The 14738-nt window shown below is 59.5% G+C and carries 14 protein-coding genes; 10 read left to right on the top strand and 4 right to left on the bottom strand.

Translation table 11 applies throughout. From position 1 onward, the window contains the following. From AC1DEY_RS19675 to AC1DEY_RS19665, 3 genes are all read right to left on the bottom strand, one after another. The coding region (locus AC1DEY_RS19675; protein ID WP_476869445.1) for a hypothetical protein at positions 1-271 on the bottom strand (271 nt) is incomplete at its 3' end. 364 nt (positions 272-635) lie between these two features. Beyond that, a complete protein-coding gene (locus tag AC1DEY_RS19670) occupies positions 636-2066 on the bottom strand; it encodes an APC family permease (RefSeq protein WP_476869444.1) in 1431 nt (476 codons plus the stop codon). A 10-nt stretch (positions 2067-2076) separates the two neighbouring features. Further along, positions 2077-2928 (bottom strand): nitrilase-related carbon-nitrogen hydrolase, encoded by an 852-nt coding sequence (locus AC1DEY_RS19665; RefSeq protein ID WP_028275098.1) that lies wholly within the window; start codon positions 2926-2928, stop codon positions 2077-2079. Between the two features lie 163 nt (positions 2929-3091). Between AC1DEY_RS19665 and AC1DEY_RS19660 the strand changes: the two genes are divergently transcribed. Then, complete coding sequence (locus tag AC1DEY_RS19660) at positions 3092-3709, top strand: TetR/AcrR family transcriptional regulator (RefSeq protein WP_476869443.1); 618 nt, start codon at positions 3092-3094, stop codon at positions 3707-3709. Positions 3710-3812: 103 nt separating this feature from the next. Further along, on the top strand, positions 3813-3977 hold the full coding sequence (locus AC1DEY_RS19655; protein ID WP_476869442.1) for a hypothetical protein: 165 nt from the start codon (positions 3813-3815) through the stop codon (positions 3975-3977). Between the two features lie 255 nt (positions 3978-4232). On the opposite strand, the gene AC1DEY_RS19650 is transcribed toward AC1DEY_RS19655, so the two are convergent. Further along, on the bottom strand, positions 4233-5105 hold the full coding sequence (locus tag AC1DEY_RS19650; protein WP_156945017.1) for a LysR family transcriptional regulator: 873 nt from the start codon (positions 5103-5105) through the stop codon (positions 4233-4235). 313 nt (positions 5106-5418) lie between these two features. Here AC1DEY_RS19650 and AC1DEY_RS19645 point away from each other — a divergent pair, with 313 nt between their 5' ends. The 8 genes from AC1DEY_RS19645 to AC1DEY_RS19610 all read left to right on the top strand — a co-directional run bounded on the left by AC1DEY_RS19645 (position 5419) and on the right by AC1DEY_RS19610 (position 13344). Next, a complete protein-coding gene (locus tag AC1DEY_RS19645; RefSeq protein WP_476869441.1) occupies positions 5419-6819 on the top strand; it encodes an ABC transporter substrate-binding protein in 1401 nt (466 codons plus the stop codon). Positions 6820-6915: 96 nt separating this feature from the next. Beyond that, on the top strand, positions 6916-7932 hold the full coding sequence (locus tag AC1DEY_RS19640; protein WP_476858046.1) for an ABC transporter permease: 1017 nt from the start codon (positions 6916-6918) through the stop codon (positions 7930-7932). Beyond that, on the top strand, positions 7929-8843 hold the full coding sequence (locus tag AC1DEY_RS19635; protein WP_476869440.1) for an ABC transporter permease: 915 nt from the start codon (positions 7929-7931) through the stop codon (positions 8841-8843). Before AC1DEY_RS19640 ends, AC1DEY_RS19635 begins: the two co-directional genes overlap by 4 nt. Then, a complete protein-coding gene (locus tag AC1DEY_RS19630) occupies positions 8840-9790 on the top strand; it encodes an ABC transporter ATP-binding protein (RefSeq protein ID WP_476869439.1) in 951 nt (316 codons plus the stop codon). The genes AC1DEY_RS19635 and AC1DEY_RS19630 overlap by 4 nt, the downstream gene beginning before the upstream one ends. Beyond that, a complete protein-coding gene (locus AC1DEY_RS19625) occupies positions 9787-10611 on the top strand; it encodes an ABC transporter ATP-binding protein (RefSeq protein WP_476869438.1) in 825 nt (274 codons plus the stop codon). The genes AC1DEY_RS19630 and AC1DEY_RS19625 overlap by 4 nt, the downstream gene beginning before the upstream one ends. A 2-nt stretch (positions 10612-10613) precedes the next feature. Continuing rightward, positions 10614-11825 (top strand): serine hydrolase domain-containing protein, encoded by a 1212-nt coding sequence (locus AC1DEY_RS19620; RefSeq protein ID WP_476869437.1) that lies wholly within the window; start codon positions 10614-10616, stop codon positions 11823-11825. A 407-nt stretch (positions 11826-12232) separates the two neighbouring features. Continuing rightward, positions 12233-12376, top strand: a complete 144-nt coding sequence (locus AC1DEY_RS19615) for a hypothetical protein (protein WP_476869436.1) — start codon at positions 12233-12235, stop codon at positions 12374-12376. A gap of 194 nt (positions 12377-12570) precedes the next feature. After that, entirely contained in the window at positions 12571-13344 is a 774-nt protein-coding gene (locus AC1DEY_RS19610; protein WP_476869435.1) for an SDR family NAD(P)-dependent oxidoreductase, read from the top strand. Positions 13345-14738: the final 1394 nt, after the last annotated feature.

The raw sequence follows: 14738 nt of genomic DNA, 5'->3' as shown, positions 1-14738 counted from the left end.
GGCACGGCTGCGGTGAGCTCTCAGCCGTCCGGCACCTGCTCGGGACTTCTTGCGGCAGGTCCCGTTCCACAGTTACTCCGTAGGGAACATCAGCGCTGAGGTTCACTGTGTACATATCAGGTCCGTGGCGGGTGACGAGAATGCCCTGCCATCCTTCTGTCATCGAGTGGTCGCGGGCCATCTCTACAGCCGTGTTGATACTGTCTGCGATTTCCGTCGGGGATAGGCCTGTGATGTGGAAGTAGCGACCGGCCTCGATCGTGATGATCATTGGACTCCTGATTTGCTCTTAGTATCGCCTTTGATTTGATGCTCATGATGTGGGCACGCACGTAGCGAATCGGATCTTTGGGACGAAGAAATGGTTTTCAGCGATGGCATACTCGCCCGATCGGATTCTCTTGACCGGAGGTTTGCCACCGAACTTGCACCGCATCCCGGGTGGCGGTTCCGCAGCCCGGGATGCAGTGGGTTGTCACTACGGAACGGTACGACTTTGGAGAGCGCCGATCGGGTGTGAAAGGGAACGGTGGCAATGGCGCTGATTAGGTCCCGTTTCTCGAGATGGCACCCGCCACACAGAGGGACGGGCCTGGGCACTGGTGCCTGGCCCGTCCTTGTATTGGTGATGGGGGTTAGATTTCGGTGGGCTGGGCCTGGCTGGCATTCCGCTTAGTTGACCGCGTGTCGTCAGCGTTTGGTTGCTGAACCTCCTTGGTGGGTTCGCCCGGCTGCCTCTCACGGTCGTGGAGGTCCATCTCTGGTGGTTCCTTGCGGAATCCTTTGGTGAGGAAGGTTAGATAAACAACTCCCAGACCGATCCAGCAGCAGCCGATGGTGATGGCGATGGGACTGAGCTGGGTTAGAAGGTAGATGTCGACCGCGGCGCCCAGTATTGGTAGGACGATGAAGCCAATGATCGAAAGCCTTTTGCCTTGCCGGCGGTTTCGGATGAAGTAGGCGATGACGCAGAAGTTGACGGCTGTGAATGCCAGGAAGGCTCCGAAGTTGATGAAGGAGGTTGCCGTTTCCAAAGAGATGTTCAGTGCCAGCATGGCCACGGCACCGACGAGGACCAGGTTGAAGATGGGCGTTTTGGTTCGGGGGTGGAGGCGTCCGAAGAGCCTGCGGGGTAGGACTCCGTCGCGGCCCATGACGTAGAGGAGTCGGCTGGTGCTGGCCTGGATGGCGAGGCCCGATGCGAACCCGCCGATGATGAAGAGCATGTTGGTGATGTTGGCGTAGAACTGCCCGCCGACGAGGACCTGCATGGAGTATGCTGCGGTCGCTGCGTGCTCGAAGTCTCCGCCTGGGTGAACGAGCTGCATGATGTAGGAGACCACGACGAAGATTATTCCGCCGACGAGGACGGTCAGGAGGATCGCGCGGGGAATGTTGCGCTGGGCGTTTTTGGTTTCTTCGCTGAGTGTGCTGACGGCGTCGAATCCCAGGAAGGCGTAGGCCGCGATAGCGGCTGCGGCAGCGACGCCGCCGACCGTCGTGGCATTGTTCCAGAAGGGGTCTGTGAACGACGCAGGCGGGTTGCCCCCGAGGTAGGCCAGGCAGTAGGCGATGAAGATCCCGATGAGGGTAACAACCAGAAGGGTCAGCGTTTTATTGACACGGTCAGTGAGCACGATTCCCGTGACGTTGATGATCGTTGTCAGTCCAGCGTTCAGAGCGAGCCAGGCCCAGACGGGGATGCCGGGAAACTGCGCTGCAAGGTAGAACGATTGGAACAGCCAGGCCACGGTGGGAAGGAAGAGGTAGTCGAGGAGGATTGCCCACCCGACGAGGAAACCGACACGGGAATCGAGGAGCCGTCGTGCATACACGTAGGCCGATCCCGAGTTCGGAAAGATCTTTGCCATTTTCGCGTAGCTGAGGGCAGTCAGCAGCATCGCGGCCGTGGCGAGGGCGAATGCTGTCGGGGCTGTTCCGTCGCTGGTGGAGGAGATGATACCGAAGATCGTCATTACGATTCCCGGGGCCATATAGGCCAAGCCGAACACGACCACCGATAGCAGGGATAGCTTGGGGGTAAGTTTAATGTTCTCAGCGGACATGGGGAGTTCCTTAGGCTGGGGCAGTGCTGAGGTTGGTCAGGGTTGACGGGGCGTTGGTCTGCCGCCAAAGGCGGGGATCAAGCTGGCCGGCGTATAGCGGCAATGGAATGCTGTCGTCGTTTTCAGCGAACTGGTCCCAGGGGCGGGTGACGCCCGCTGTGCCATATTGACGGACGTTCCCTACCTGGTCCAGGTCGATCACATCAACCAATGTCGCGTCTTCGGGCCCGGTTGCCGAAATTCGCACGCGGCCTTCAGGATCAACCAGGAAACTACGTCCAACCCCGTGCGGGCCCGCCGCGTTCACACTGGCAACGAAATTCTGGTTCACGATTGCATTGGCTTGACCGATAACAACTTCCTGCACACGATCGTTGGTCGGCGTCTGGACAACATTGAGAACGAGCTCTGCCCCCATCCAGGCCAGATGCCTGCTGTGTTCGGGGAACCAGGCGTCGTAGCAAATTGACAAACCGACGCGGCCGTAGCCGGTCATGTCGAAGACCACGAAGTCCTTACCGGAACAAACGGTCTCATAGGGCTTCCAGGGAAAGATCTTTCGGTACGCGGCTACTGCTTTTCCTTGTGGAGAGTAGACAACGGCGGTGTTGTAGATATGCCCGTCCGTACCACGTTCAAGCACGCTGCCAGGCAAAAGCCAGATCCCAAGGTCTCCGGCAAGCTCAGCAAGGGTACGGCCGCGCGGGCCATCAAGAGGTTCTGCCGAGGCTTCCATGTAGGCCTGCCGGTCCACAAACCCGGCAGAATCCACCGTGTTCAAGTGAAGCTCCGGGTAAACGAAAAGGTCGGCGACGGCATGCGCTTTGACCCTTCGCTCGAGACCAGCAGCAAAATCAGTCAAGGACTCAGCAGGTGATTGCACAAGAGCCAGAGGGAGAAGTCGAGTCATGACGGTAGCATTCCTATCGTGGGAGATTTCATTAACTAAATATTAATTAAAGAATAATTAACGAACTGGGGTGTGTCAAGGGTCACTTCGAGGCCAGTGTGAAAGCATGGTGAGCATGGCAAGACCACGGAATCAGACCGCACGCCGGGATCAACTCGTAGCAGCAGCAGGACGAGTCCTGCTGGACAAGGGGTCATCAGCGGCCCGCCTTTCCGACATTGCCAACGAAGCGGGCGTCACCCCGGCTGCGGTGCTGTACTACTACAGGGACGTCGACGAGCTCTTCAGCGAGGTCTTCCATCAAGGCGTGACGGAGTACTGTGACCGCCGGGAGGCCCGCATCCAAGCCGAAAGCGACCCTGAAGCGCAACTGAGGGCCTGCATCCACTCGGGCGTACCTTGGCCCGGGGAAAGCGAAACCGCTTCCCGGATCCTCGTGGAACTCATCCCAGTTTATCTGCGCAACAAAGCAGCCGCCCGGCAGCAGATGGCGTTCGTGGAGCGTCAAACGAACCTCTACAAAGGGATCCTGGAACGAGGCGCGCAGGAGGATGCCTTCACCCTCTCAGCGCCAGCAGGATTCTTGGCCCGGAGCTTCGTAGCCCTCGAGGACGGCCTCGTAATGGATGTACTCCTCGGCGACCTGACGCCGGAAGACGAGTACGAATTCCTGATCAGCTACGCGACGAACATGGTAAAAGCCAAGACCGGCAACAACTTGCAGCTCAGCTGACTCCCCGAGCAACAGCAGACACAAGCAAGTGTTGACGGGCGCCACTCATCGGGCGCGCACCCCGGTGCGTCGGCATGCTCCGGCGATGCAGTCCTCGGGGTCGTTGCCCCCAAAAGATGTCGCGGTATCCGGACCGAAGTGGGCCCAGATCCGCGAATCGCTGGGGATCACAAAACAGGCCGCCCACGACTTCTACCGCCGCAGGATCGAAGAACAGGAGAAGTACCTTACGAGCTTCACGACGCGGCAGCTGCGCGTGCGGTCCTGAAAGAAGTCAAGGAAGACTAGCCAGGCTCTCGCACCCATCCTCCTGCGTGGGCGAAGAGTGCCTGGTTCGATCACTCCCCCAGGTTCACGAAAGGTCCAGTATCGGCGTTTTATAGGCAGTGGAAGTAGCTTCGAGAGCTCCTGTCGATGGCCACTGCCCCCGGAGCCACGCCCCGCGAATCTCGTGAGCTTTTAGCACTCAGAGTTCGAGAGGCCGCTCAACCACCAGGGCCGAGAGTTGAGGATTGCATCCCCTCTATATTCGAGCGGCGGGGTACAGCTCCGAGGTGAAACGTGAAAGGTTCTGCAGGCACTCCCTTATCGCAGGCGCGGCGAAATGCAGCGGATTCCAGACACCGAAAAGAGTGAACACGAGGTCCTTTCCCCGATGAGTGATGGGCATGGCGTGCACCCCGAAATTCGGATCATCCGAGAGCACGCAGATGCCTTTGCCGGCGGCTGCCAAGGCTTGGCCGACCACGGCCGAGCGTACTTCAAATCCGGTCGTGTAGGTGAGGCGCTCAGTGCTAACAGCATCATCGAACATTGTGCGGACACCAAAATCAGCGGTCATGGTTATGAGAGGCCATTGGACGAGTTCCTGGAGGCTGATTTTCTCCCTCCCGGCAAGAGGATGTTTGGCGTTGCACTGGGCCCAAAGGAACGCCCTGCCAACTACAACCGATTTGAGCTCGGATGGTGGGGGCTTTGTTCCCAGAGCGAAGTCAGCCTTACCGTCCTGCAACGCCGAGTAGACAAACTCAGGGGTCGCCTCGACAACATTGGTCAGGACTCCATCGGGCCCCTGCGAGACAATGAAAGGGGCGATGATGTCGGCGACGGTGGCAGAGGCTGCCGCTACCGTAAGCCGTTGCACCGAACCTCCGGCCATCGCCCGCGCGGATGATTTGGCCTGGGCGGCGCGGGTGACCAGGTCCTTGGCGATGGGCAGAAACGCAGTGCCCGCCGCGGTCAGCGACAATTTTGCTCCTGACCTATCGAAGAGGGTGAGCCCGAGATCCTGCTCCAAGGAGCGAAGCTGCCGGGATAAAGAGGGTTGGGCCACCCGCAAACAGCGTGAAGCGGCATTGATTGATCCTTCATCAACGATGCTCAGGAAATACGTCAAGTGCCTCAAGTCCACTATGCCTCCAAGGTATGAGTTTTACTCATGATAGGCATTTCCCAGGCATAGGTACACCTAGTTAGACTCGTCACACTTCCCACCCTTCTTCAAGGAGTCTCTGTTGGCACTCTCATTTCCACACCCGGCTCGGACGGTGCTTGTCACGGCCACAGCCGCCGTCGTTGCCCTTAGCGCGGCGGGATGCAGTCCTGCCGCACCCAAAGCTTCTTCCGGCCCCGACGTTTTCTCTGTGGCCGCATCTGCAGCCATCACTACGTGGGATCCGGTTCGTTCGTTTTCCACCGAAGCCCTCTACATGGGCAACATATACGAACCCCTGCTTTGGAAGAACCCTGCAGGTTCCGCAGAAGCGTATTCCCCGGCAATAGCCGAGTCCTGGAGCGCCAGTGCCGACGGAAAATCCTGGACATTCAAGATCCGCTCCGGAGCCACCTTCCACGACGGCGAGCCGATCAATGCCGCGGCGGTCAAAGCCAGCATCGACGCTGCCAGGGACCATGCAGCCGCATCCTTCATCTGGGCACCGGTGGAGAGCGTTACCGCCCCGGACGACTCCACTGTCACGCTGCAGCTGAAGTACGCTGCGCCGATGGACCTCGTCGCCTCCTCGACCTACGGCGCCTGGATCGTTGCCCCGAAGGCCCTGGCCGCATCCGCCAAGAATGACAAGTACTTCGAGGCCGGAATCGACGCGGGCTCCGGCCCCTACACCATCGACTCCTACAAGCCCGGCTCTAAGGTCGTGCTGAAGAAGTACGACGGCTACTGGAACAAAAAGGCCGCATCGCACGTCGACTTTGTCGACATCTCTATCACCCCGGATGCAGTCACGGCCCAGCAGATGCTGACCGCAGGTGAGGTGGACTACGCGACCAACATTCCCTTGGAAAACGTCAAGACCCTGGCCAGCGATCCGAAGTTCACGGTGAAAGACTTCAACTCACCGTTCAACTTCCTGGCCATGTTTAACACGAGCCGCGCACCACTCAACGACCCGGAGGTCCGCCGCGCGCTCAGCTACGCGATTCCGTACAAAGAGATCATTGACATCGGAGGGCAGGGCTACGGCACGCAGTCCCACGGCCCTGCTCCCAGCGGCATCTTCCCCTACAGCCAGGACGTCCCGCAGTACTCCCAGGACTTGGAAAAGGCCAAGCAACTATTGGCCTCAGCTGGTCATGCCGACGGCATGAACCTCAAACTCACCTACGCCTCCGAGAATCCCGCGGAAGCGCGGTTCGTGCCTCTGATCAAGGACGCCTTCGCCAAAATCGGTGTGAAGCTGGACGTGAAAGCCGAACTTTTCAACCAGCAATGGGACAGCGCAAAGGCTGATCCTCAGAGCGCCCAGGACATCTTTGTACTTAACTACTGGCCGACTTACAGCGACGCCGGCAGCGACAATCTCACGACGCTGTTCCATTCCAGCGAAAAGCCATCCTTCAACCTGAGCTATTGGAAGTCCCCGGAGTACGACAAATTGGTTGACAAGGCGGCAACCTTGACGGGAACGGACAGGGACGCAGCCCAGGGCCTTTATAAGGAAGCCATGGACCTCCTCTATAGGGAAGCACCTGCCGCATTCCTCTACGATGCCCGCACAGTCTCAGTCGTTCCGGCCGGGTTGGAAGTTCCCGCCTACAACGAAAATTACCCGTTCACGGCCTTCTTCGCCCCCATCAAACGCGCCGCCTAAACGATACGACGCAGGCAGGGCCCAGGCTGCACCAACAAAGCCCGGGCCCTTGCCCTGCCCGCCCATCCCGCCACAACAATCAAGAAAAGGAGAACCATGTTGCGTTTCGTCGCCCGGCGGCTCATCACCTCGGTGCTGGTTCTCGCCGTGCTTACCGCGATCGTCTTCATCCTTGCCCGCATCGTTCCCAGCGACCCGGCCGTCATCTACGCCGGCCCGAAGGCGCCCCCAGCCGAGCTGGACAGGGTCCGGGAGCACCTCGGCTTTAACCGTCCGATCCTCGAACAGTACTTCGACTACGTCGCAAAGCTGATCACCGGGGACTGGGGCCAGTCTCTTGCCACAAAACGCCCCGTGTTGGATGAGCTGTTCACCCGCCTCCCAGCCACATTGGAACTCATCGGGTTTGCCATGGTTCTCGCTGTTTCGGCAGGGGTCATCTTGGGCGTGGTTGCCTCCCGCCGTCCCGGCGGATTCATCGACGGAGCAATCCGTTTCCTCTCCATCGGAGGGATTTCCGTGCCCGCCTTCTGGCTCGGACTGCTCCTTCAACTGTTGTTCGTTGGGGGGCTGGGCATACTTCCGGCCACTGGGCAATTCAGCAACTCCATCAAATACTCCAACCCCATCTCTCACGTGACCGGGCTTCCCCTGTTAGACAGCATGATCACCGGCAACGGCGTGGCCTTCACCGATGGTTTGCAGCACGTGATACTTCCGGCCCTCACCTTGGCCGCATATCCCCTCGGACTCGTTGCACGAATGACCAGGGCCGCCATGCTCGATGTCATGAACCAGGATTACATCTTCACCGCCAGGGCCTACGGTCTGAGGGAGACCGCCATCCGTTGGCGCCTGGCCCTGAAAAATGCTCTACCACCAGTCCTGTCCATCGCCGGAATGGCTGCCGCCTACGCCCTGACCGGAACATTCTTCGTCGAAGCTGTCTTCAACTGGCCAGGAATTGGGCAGTTCGCTACATCTTCCATGCTTGCAGTGGACTACCCAGCCATCATAGCAATTACGCTCATGGGCGCCACAGCATACCTGCTGGCCAACCTTCTGGTGGACATCCTGCAATCCCGAATCGACCCCAGAGTGAGCATGTCATGAGCCCCACGACCCAAATCTCCGCCCCGACCCGTTCCGGGCCGGCCGGAGAACAGGCCACCCTCACACCGATCAAACTACTTAAACAGACCCTGGGCCGTGACCGTTTGGCCGCTGTTGGCGCGATGATCATAGTCCTTGTCGTAATCCTTGCTGTTTTTGGGCAATGGCTGGCACCTTTCCCTGATCAGGGCATGGGGGCGACCAATGCCTCCGACCGAAACCTCGCTCCCAACGCCTTGAACTGGCTCGGCACAGATCAACTCGGTCGTGACGTCCTCAGCCGCATCATCATGGGCGCGAACCCGGCGCTGACCATCTCTGCCGTCGTTGTCGCGGCCGCGGCCCTCATCGGCATTCCCCTCGGCGCTGTCGCCGGATATCGCGGTGGCTGGCTCGACGAAGCCTTGATGCGTGTGACCGAGATCTTCCAGGCCTTCCCGCCTCTGCTCCTGGCCATGGTGACCGTTGCGATCCTTGGGCCCAGCCTCACCAACGCCGGCATCGCCTTGGCCATCAGCTGGTGGCCCTGGTATGCGCGCCTTGTACGAGCGGAAGCAAAATCCCTTCGGGAACGCTCCTATGTCGAAGCAGCCCGCGCCATGGGCATTCCGCAACTGCTCATCATCAGCCGCCATGTACTTCGCAACTGCATGACACCCATCCTCGTCCAAGCCACCGTCGACATCGGCACTGTGATCCTGGCCGCCGGGTCCCTGGCATTCATCGGCCTTGGAACGCAGCCACCCCTGCCCGACTGGGGCCTGATGGTCGCCGAAGGACGCGGGCTCATATTCAGTTCCTGGTGGATAGCCACCTTTCCGGGCCTGGCCATCTTTCTGGCCGTCCTGGGATTCAACCTCCTCGGAGATTCGCTGCGCGACCTCCTTGACCCCAGGCAGGTAAAGCGATGACACATGTACTTAGCATCCGCGACCTCAACGTCGAATTCACCGACCGGGGAAAGCTTACCAACCGCCCCGTCCGCGGGATCGACCTCGATGTTTCCGCCGGTGAAATCCTCGGCCTGGTGGGGGAAACGGGGTGCGGCAAGTCCCTGACAGGACTCGCAGCCTTGGGGATCCTTCCACGCGGTGCACGGCGCACGGGGCAAGTGACCATCGGCAACGATCCCTTACAGGCCTCGTCAGAACCAGGTGGCTCGGTGGCCATCGTATTCCAGAACCCTGGAACTGCCTTCAACCCCGTCTTCACGCTTGGCCGCCAACTCAGCGATGTCCTGGCCCGGCACCGGCAGATCTCGAGGGCCGAAGGCAAAGCTGAAATCATACGTCATCTAAGCCTGGTCGGCCTTCCGGACCCTGAACGGGTCTACCGCAGCTATCCGCACCAATTGTCCGGCGGGATGCTGCAGCGGGCCATGATTGCCATGGCTCTGCTACGCCAGCCCCGGCTTTTGATCCTGGATGAGCCCACAACGGCTCTTGACGTTACTGTTGCCCGGCAAATTTTGGTCCTCATTGACGAGCTCCGACACAAGTTTGGGTTCGGTGTGCTGCTCATCAGCCATAACCTTGGCATCATCCGCGATGTCTGTGACCGGGTGGCGGTCCTTTACGCAGGCAGGGTGATCGAAACCGGACCTGTGGAAGCGGTCATGAACAATCCACGCCACCCATATACCCGCGGCCTCTTGGGCGCCCTCCCAGCAGGGCGAACCCACGGCCAGCGACTGAACGCTATTTCTGGAACAGTGCCGGGAAACCTCCTATCCCTCACAGGGTGCGCCTTCAGAAACCGTTGCTCACATGCAGTCACCGACTGCTCGCTCACCGACCCGCTGCTCACCGAGACCGGGCCACACCAGGCAGTCGCCTGCCTCCAGGAAGGCGAACTATGACCAACGTTCTCGCCCTCGAAAACATCGTCAAAACGTTCCCGCACCACAGAAGAGTCTTCACCGCAGTCGACGACGTCTCCCTTAGCATCAAGGAAGGTACGGTCTACGGCCTTGTCGGAGAATCCGGCTCCGGCAAAAGTACCCTCGCCCGCTGCGCCATGCAGCTGATGCGCCCAACATCCGGGCGAGCCATATTTGAAGGACATGACCTCGGCAAACTCGGACCCAAGGCACTGCGCACCATCCGTTCCCGGATGGGAATAGTACTTCAGAATCCAGTGGCATCATTGAATCCACGAATGACTATCGGCGCTTCAGTGGCAGAGCCCCTCCGGACCCACACTGCCCTGAAAGGGCAGGCCCTCCAAGCAAGAATAAACAATCTGCTGGACGAGGTCGGGCTGGGAGCCGGGCACGCCCATCGGCTCCCGCACCAGCTCTCCGGAGGACAGTGCCAACGCGTCGGCATCGCACGCGCCCTGGCCACCTCGCCCCGTCTCCTGATCCTGGACGAACCCACCAGCGCCCTTGATGTTTCCGTCCAGGCCCAGATTCTGAACCTGCTCCAGGACCTGCAGCAACAAAAAGGGCTCACATATCTGCTCATCTCCCACGACCTGGACGTCGTCCGCTATCTCAGCGATGAGGTGGCTGTCATGAAGACCGGAAAGATCGTAGAAAGCGGACCAGCCGAACGGATCTTCACCGATCCACAGCACGACTACACCCGCAGACTCCTCGAGGCAGCCCCAGGGCGCGGCCGGCCCGAATTGGCAGACTCCCACGCCCTCCCCACCCTCACCACGCAAGGCAGCGACTAAACATGCTAGAGACAACAGCAAATGGTTCCCTTCTGACCAGCCCCGGCAAGATCGACCGCTATGCCGGCCAGGACTTCAATGAGCACGTCACCCTGGACAACTGGCAGGAAAGCCCATTCAATCGCTGGGGCTTCGCTCACATCAGCGAACTCATCACTACCGCAACGATCCGTCGAGGCAGAGCATCCGAGCCCTCTACTGGAAGTGAGTCAGCCACACCGGAACACGCGGAGAGGTGGCACAGCGTTGAGGAGTTCCTGGAATCCACGCACACAGATGCCATCGTCGTACTTCAACACGGGAAACTGGTCCTGGAACGCTATTTTGGCTCTTTCCAGCCGCACGACCGGCACGTCCTGATGTCTGTTTCCAAATCCGTCTGCGCGCTTACCATGGGTATTTTGGTGGGCCGGGGACTCATAGACACGCAACAGCCTGTCCACCACTACGTCCCGCCGCTGAAGGGAAGCGCCTACGGGAACGCGACGGTCCGCCAAGTACTCGACATGACCGCCGCAGTCCGCTACAGCGAGAACTACCTGGACGCGGCCGCTGAAGTCCAGCAGCAGGATAGGATCGCCGGCTGGCGCCCCAAGCTCGAAACAGACCCAGAGGACACTTACGAATTCCTCACGCTCCTCAAAGCTGCCGGAGAACACGGCCGATCATTTCAGTACTGCTCGGCCGGTACAGACGTGCTGGCATGGATAATCGAGAACGTCACCGGCAAGCGATACGCCGAAGTCGTCTCCGACGAACTGTGGTCCCAGCTCGGGACCAGCGATGATGCACTCATCACCACTGATTCCGGTGGTTTCGCATTTGCGAACGGAGGAATCGCCTGTACCGCACGAGACTTGACCAAGATCGGACAGCTCATGCTGGAAGAGGGGAAAGCCAACGGGCAAACGGTCGTCCCATCATGGTGGATCAACGACACGATGCGCGGCGGAGACCCGCAAATGGCCAGAGGAACCGGCTACCAGAAAGTCCACCCCAACGGCTCCTACCGGAACCAATGGTGGGTCCCCGGAGATAGCCGAGGCACGGTCTACGCTGCAGGCATCCACGGCCAATTCATTTGGATTGACCCCGTCAGCGACACTGTCATAGCGAAGTTCTCCTCCTGCCCGCAACCGGTTGCACTCGAACTCAGCCGGACGCACGCCGCCGGCTTCAAGCAAATGGTCAGCATCCTGGAACACACCAGCTGATTAAGGCGACCCCTCGGAGCGCAGGTCCTCAGCAATCCCCACTCAATAAAGGTCAAAGGATAAAAATCACCTCCACGGGTAATCCGAATCTGACGCCGAAGCAGACCGCCGCCCGGCGGCTGTGCACCCAATTGCCGTCCTTCCGCTGCCCATCACAGAGCCAAACCGACTGCTGCAAATCCCGGTTTCCCACTCTGCTCGTTGCCTGCCCCTGTACTTCAGGGTTCAATTCCTTCTCCTGACAACGAACCACAAAGGCTCAGACGCAACCTGACACTCCTAGCGGTCCTCCCCCTTTCCCCGACATATGGGCCCTTATCGGCACCGTGTAACAAAGGAGTGCTCATTCTCACCGGACGTGGCCTCGGGTTCCAGCGAAACCTGGGCAGCAGGTAGACGAAACCAAAGTGGTACGCGTCTTTGTCCCCGAGGACGGGCGCAACGCGGACAACTTCGGCGCCCTGGTGGCGGCCATTCCTCCCGAACACCTGACACTGGCCGACCAGGCACTGGAAATTGCCCGCAGCGGTACAAACACGGCCTCTTCCTGACGGTGAGTAGGGACCAGCCTGCCCACTCCAAACACAGTCGACAGTGCGCGCGTACTCGTAGCAGTCAACTGCGGCCATCGCATCTAAGGAATCAAAACCTGTACCCCGGTAGAGCACCAAACGATAGGGAATGTTTGGAAAGCGGAGGCGAAGACATCTGGCACGCACGAAATGTGCCTACGAGAGGATTCAAAGTGATATCGCAATCAACTTCCAACGCCCGTCTAGCGGGCAAAGTCGCGTTGGTCACAGGCGCTACTGCCGGTATCGGGGAAACAATCGCCCGCAGACTGGTAGCCGAAGGTGCCCAGGTGCTGGCAACCGGGCGGTCAATCGAGCGAGGGCAACGACTTGAAGTGGCACTCGGTTCCCATCTGCACTTCTATTCCACGGACATCAAAGACGAAGAATCAGGCAATGCCCTCACCTCCGCAGCAGTTTCACGCTTTGGTCGACTCGACGTGCTGGTCAACAACGCCGCGGTCGATCACACGGGAGACCTTCTGTTAGTTCCCGACAAGGAGATCCGAGAAGTCTTCGAAGTCAACACTTTCGCTGCCATCCGCCTTCTGCAAGCGGCCGCCCGAACCATGCAGGACACTGGCGGATCGATCATCAACATCACTTCGCGTTTGGCCTCAATCGGAGTGCCCACCATGGGGATTTACAGCGCCAGCAAGGGAGCAATGCTGGCGCTGACGAAGGCTGCAGCCGTGGAACTGGCCCCCTACAACATCCGAGTAAACGCCGTTGCCCCAGGCATGACAACGACACCGCTGTACGACGAGTGGCTGGAAACGCATGCAGATCCAGCAGCGGCCGAAGCAAGGGTTGTTGACCAAATCCCCCTCAAACGGCTTGCGCTTCCAAGCGACGTGGCCGGAGCCGTGGCATATCTGGCCTCGGATGAAGCCTCTTACATCACCGGCACCTCGTTGCCCATAGACGGCGGATACACAGCGCAATAGCCGCCACAAGAAAAGAGGATGACATGTCAACGCCTTGAGTCTCCGCCATTAACATTCCCTGGGCCGACCGCACTAGCCACGTGGACCAGTCCAGAGGGCAGCTTCTTCCTATGGGTCACCTTCAACAACGCGATTGACACTTCAAAACCGTTCGAGGTTGCAGGTGCCAAGGCGTAGCCTTCATCCCGGGTCGCGCCTTCTCGGTTTCCGGAAGTTTCGGCAATGCACTTCGACTTTGCTGCGAATCGCAAACCCCAGAAAGGATTGAGGTAGGGCACGCGCGCCTGGCAACGGTTCTCAAAGAACTCTGACGTTCCAGAGCAAAGTGCTGGCGGACCGTATGAGGAACCATGCCGCCAGCAACGCCGTCTTGGGCACGGACGCCGGAGCTGCGAGGTGACGGGGCCAAACGGGTGAAAAATGAGGACGAGCCCGCCGGCATTGGAACTCCAAGGCATCCGAAGAGATTTCCCAAAGCCTGTTCGCTCCACTCGCCATGTCAACCCACGGTCAGGGACAGCTGAACAATCGTGATGTCAGAAAGGAACACAATGAGGGCCTTTGCCAGGAAGGGAGCATTGCGCAGTGGCGCAAGCTACGTCTCCACGACCCACTGGCCGGCGCAGCACTATCGTGCCCAGGAATACAGCGTGGCCCTCTTGGGCGTGATGTACCCGTGTGCGGTCCAACACTGCCACGACGGCCCAGAACATTTGGAGCCCACGCTGCCACCCGAGATCCTATTCCGTCGACGGAGCACCGACCTCATCTTTTACTACCCCATCCATACCGATGTAGGCCGGATTCCTCAGCCAACCGGCGAACAAACACAGGTACCAGCACGCCACGAAAAGCCCGCCGGCGCGAAGCATGCAAGCCGTAGGGCTTCCATCGAAGCCGTAGTTCGCGACCTGGCGGTGCTTCTCCTCCGGAAACGACCACAGTAAAACCGGCGCTGCATTTCCACGATCTAAGCGTAAGAAGGCTGCTCACCACGATGATTCCCTTCGTCCACCGAGGACCATGAGGCCTTTTAGGAGTTCGATATAACCGATTACTCATGCCGCACATATGCAGCACGCCCTGTCAGGGTTAGATACACACCAGCTTGGCGTCAGGCAGGTAGCCGAAGGGTTAGTCGAGGCGAAAATTTGGAAGAAATCTCCCTCAGGTCATGTCACCCCCACAACCCCCAGGCATGAATTGGTACAAGACCAACCACGGCCGCCAGAACAAGCCAGAGAGGAGCCCCGAATGACCCCAGATCCCAGCAGGCAGAGGGCTCACAGCCAGGGCACTTGACCCGCCACCCACACAACTTCATAGGCCACGCGGCAGCCAGGCTTCAGGCCGCGACAAGCGTCAGAGGGACCCGAGCAGGGTCAATGTACACA

It is taken from the genome of Arthrobacter sp. 05T47 (assembly GCF_056395825.1).
Note: the sequence above shows the minus strand (reverse complement) of the source record. Positions and strands in the feature narration are given on the sequence as shown.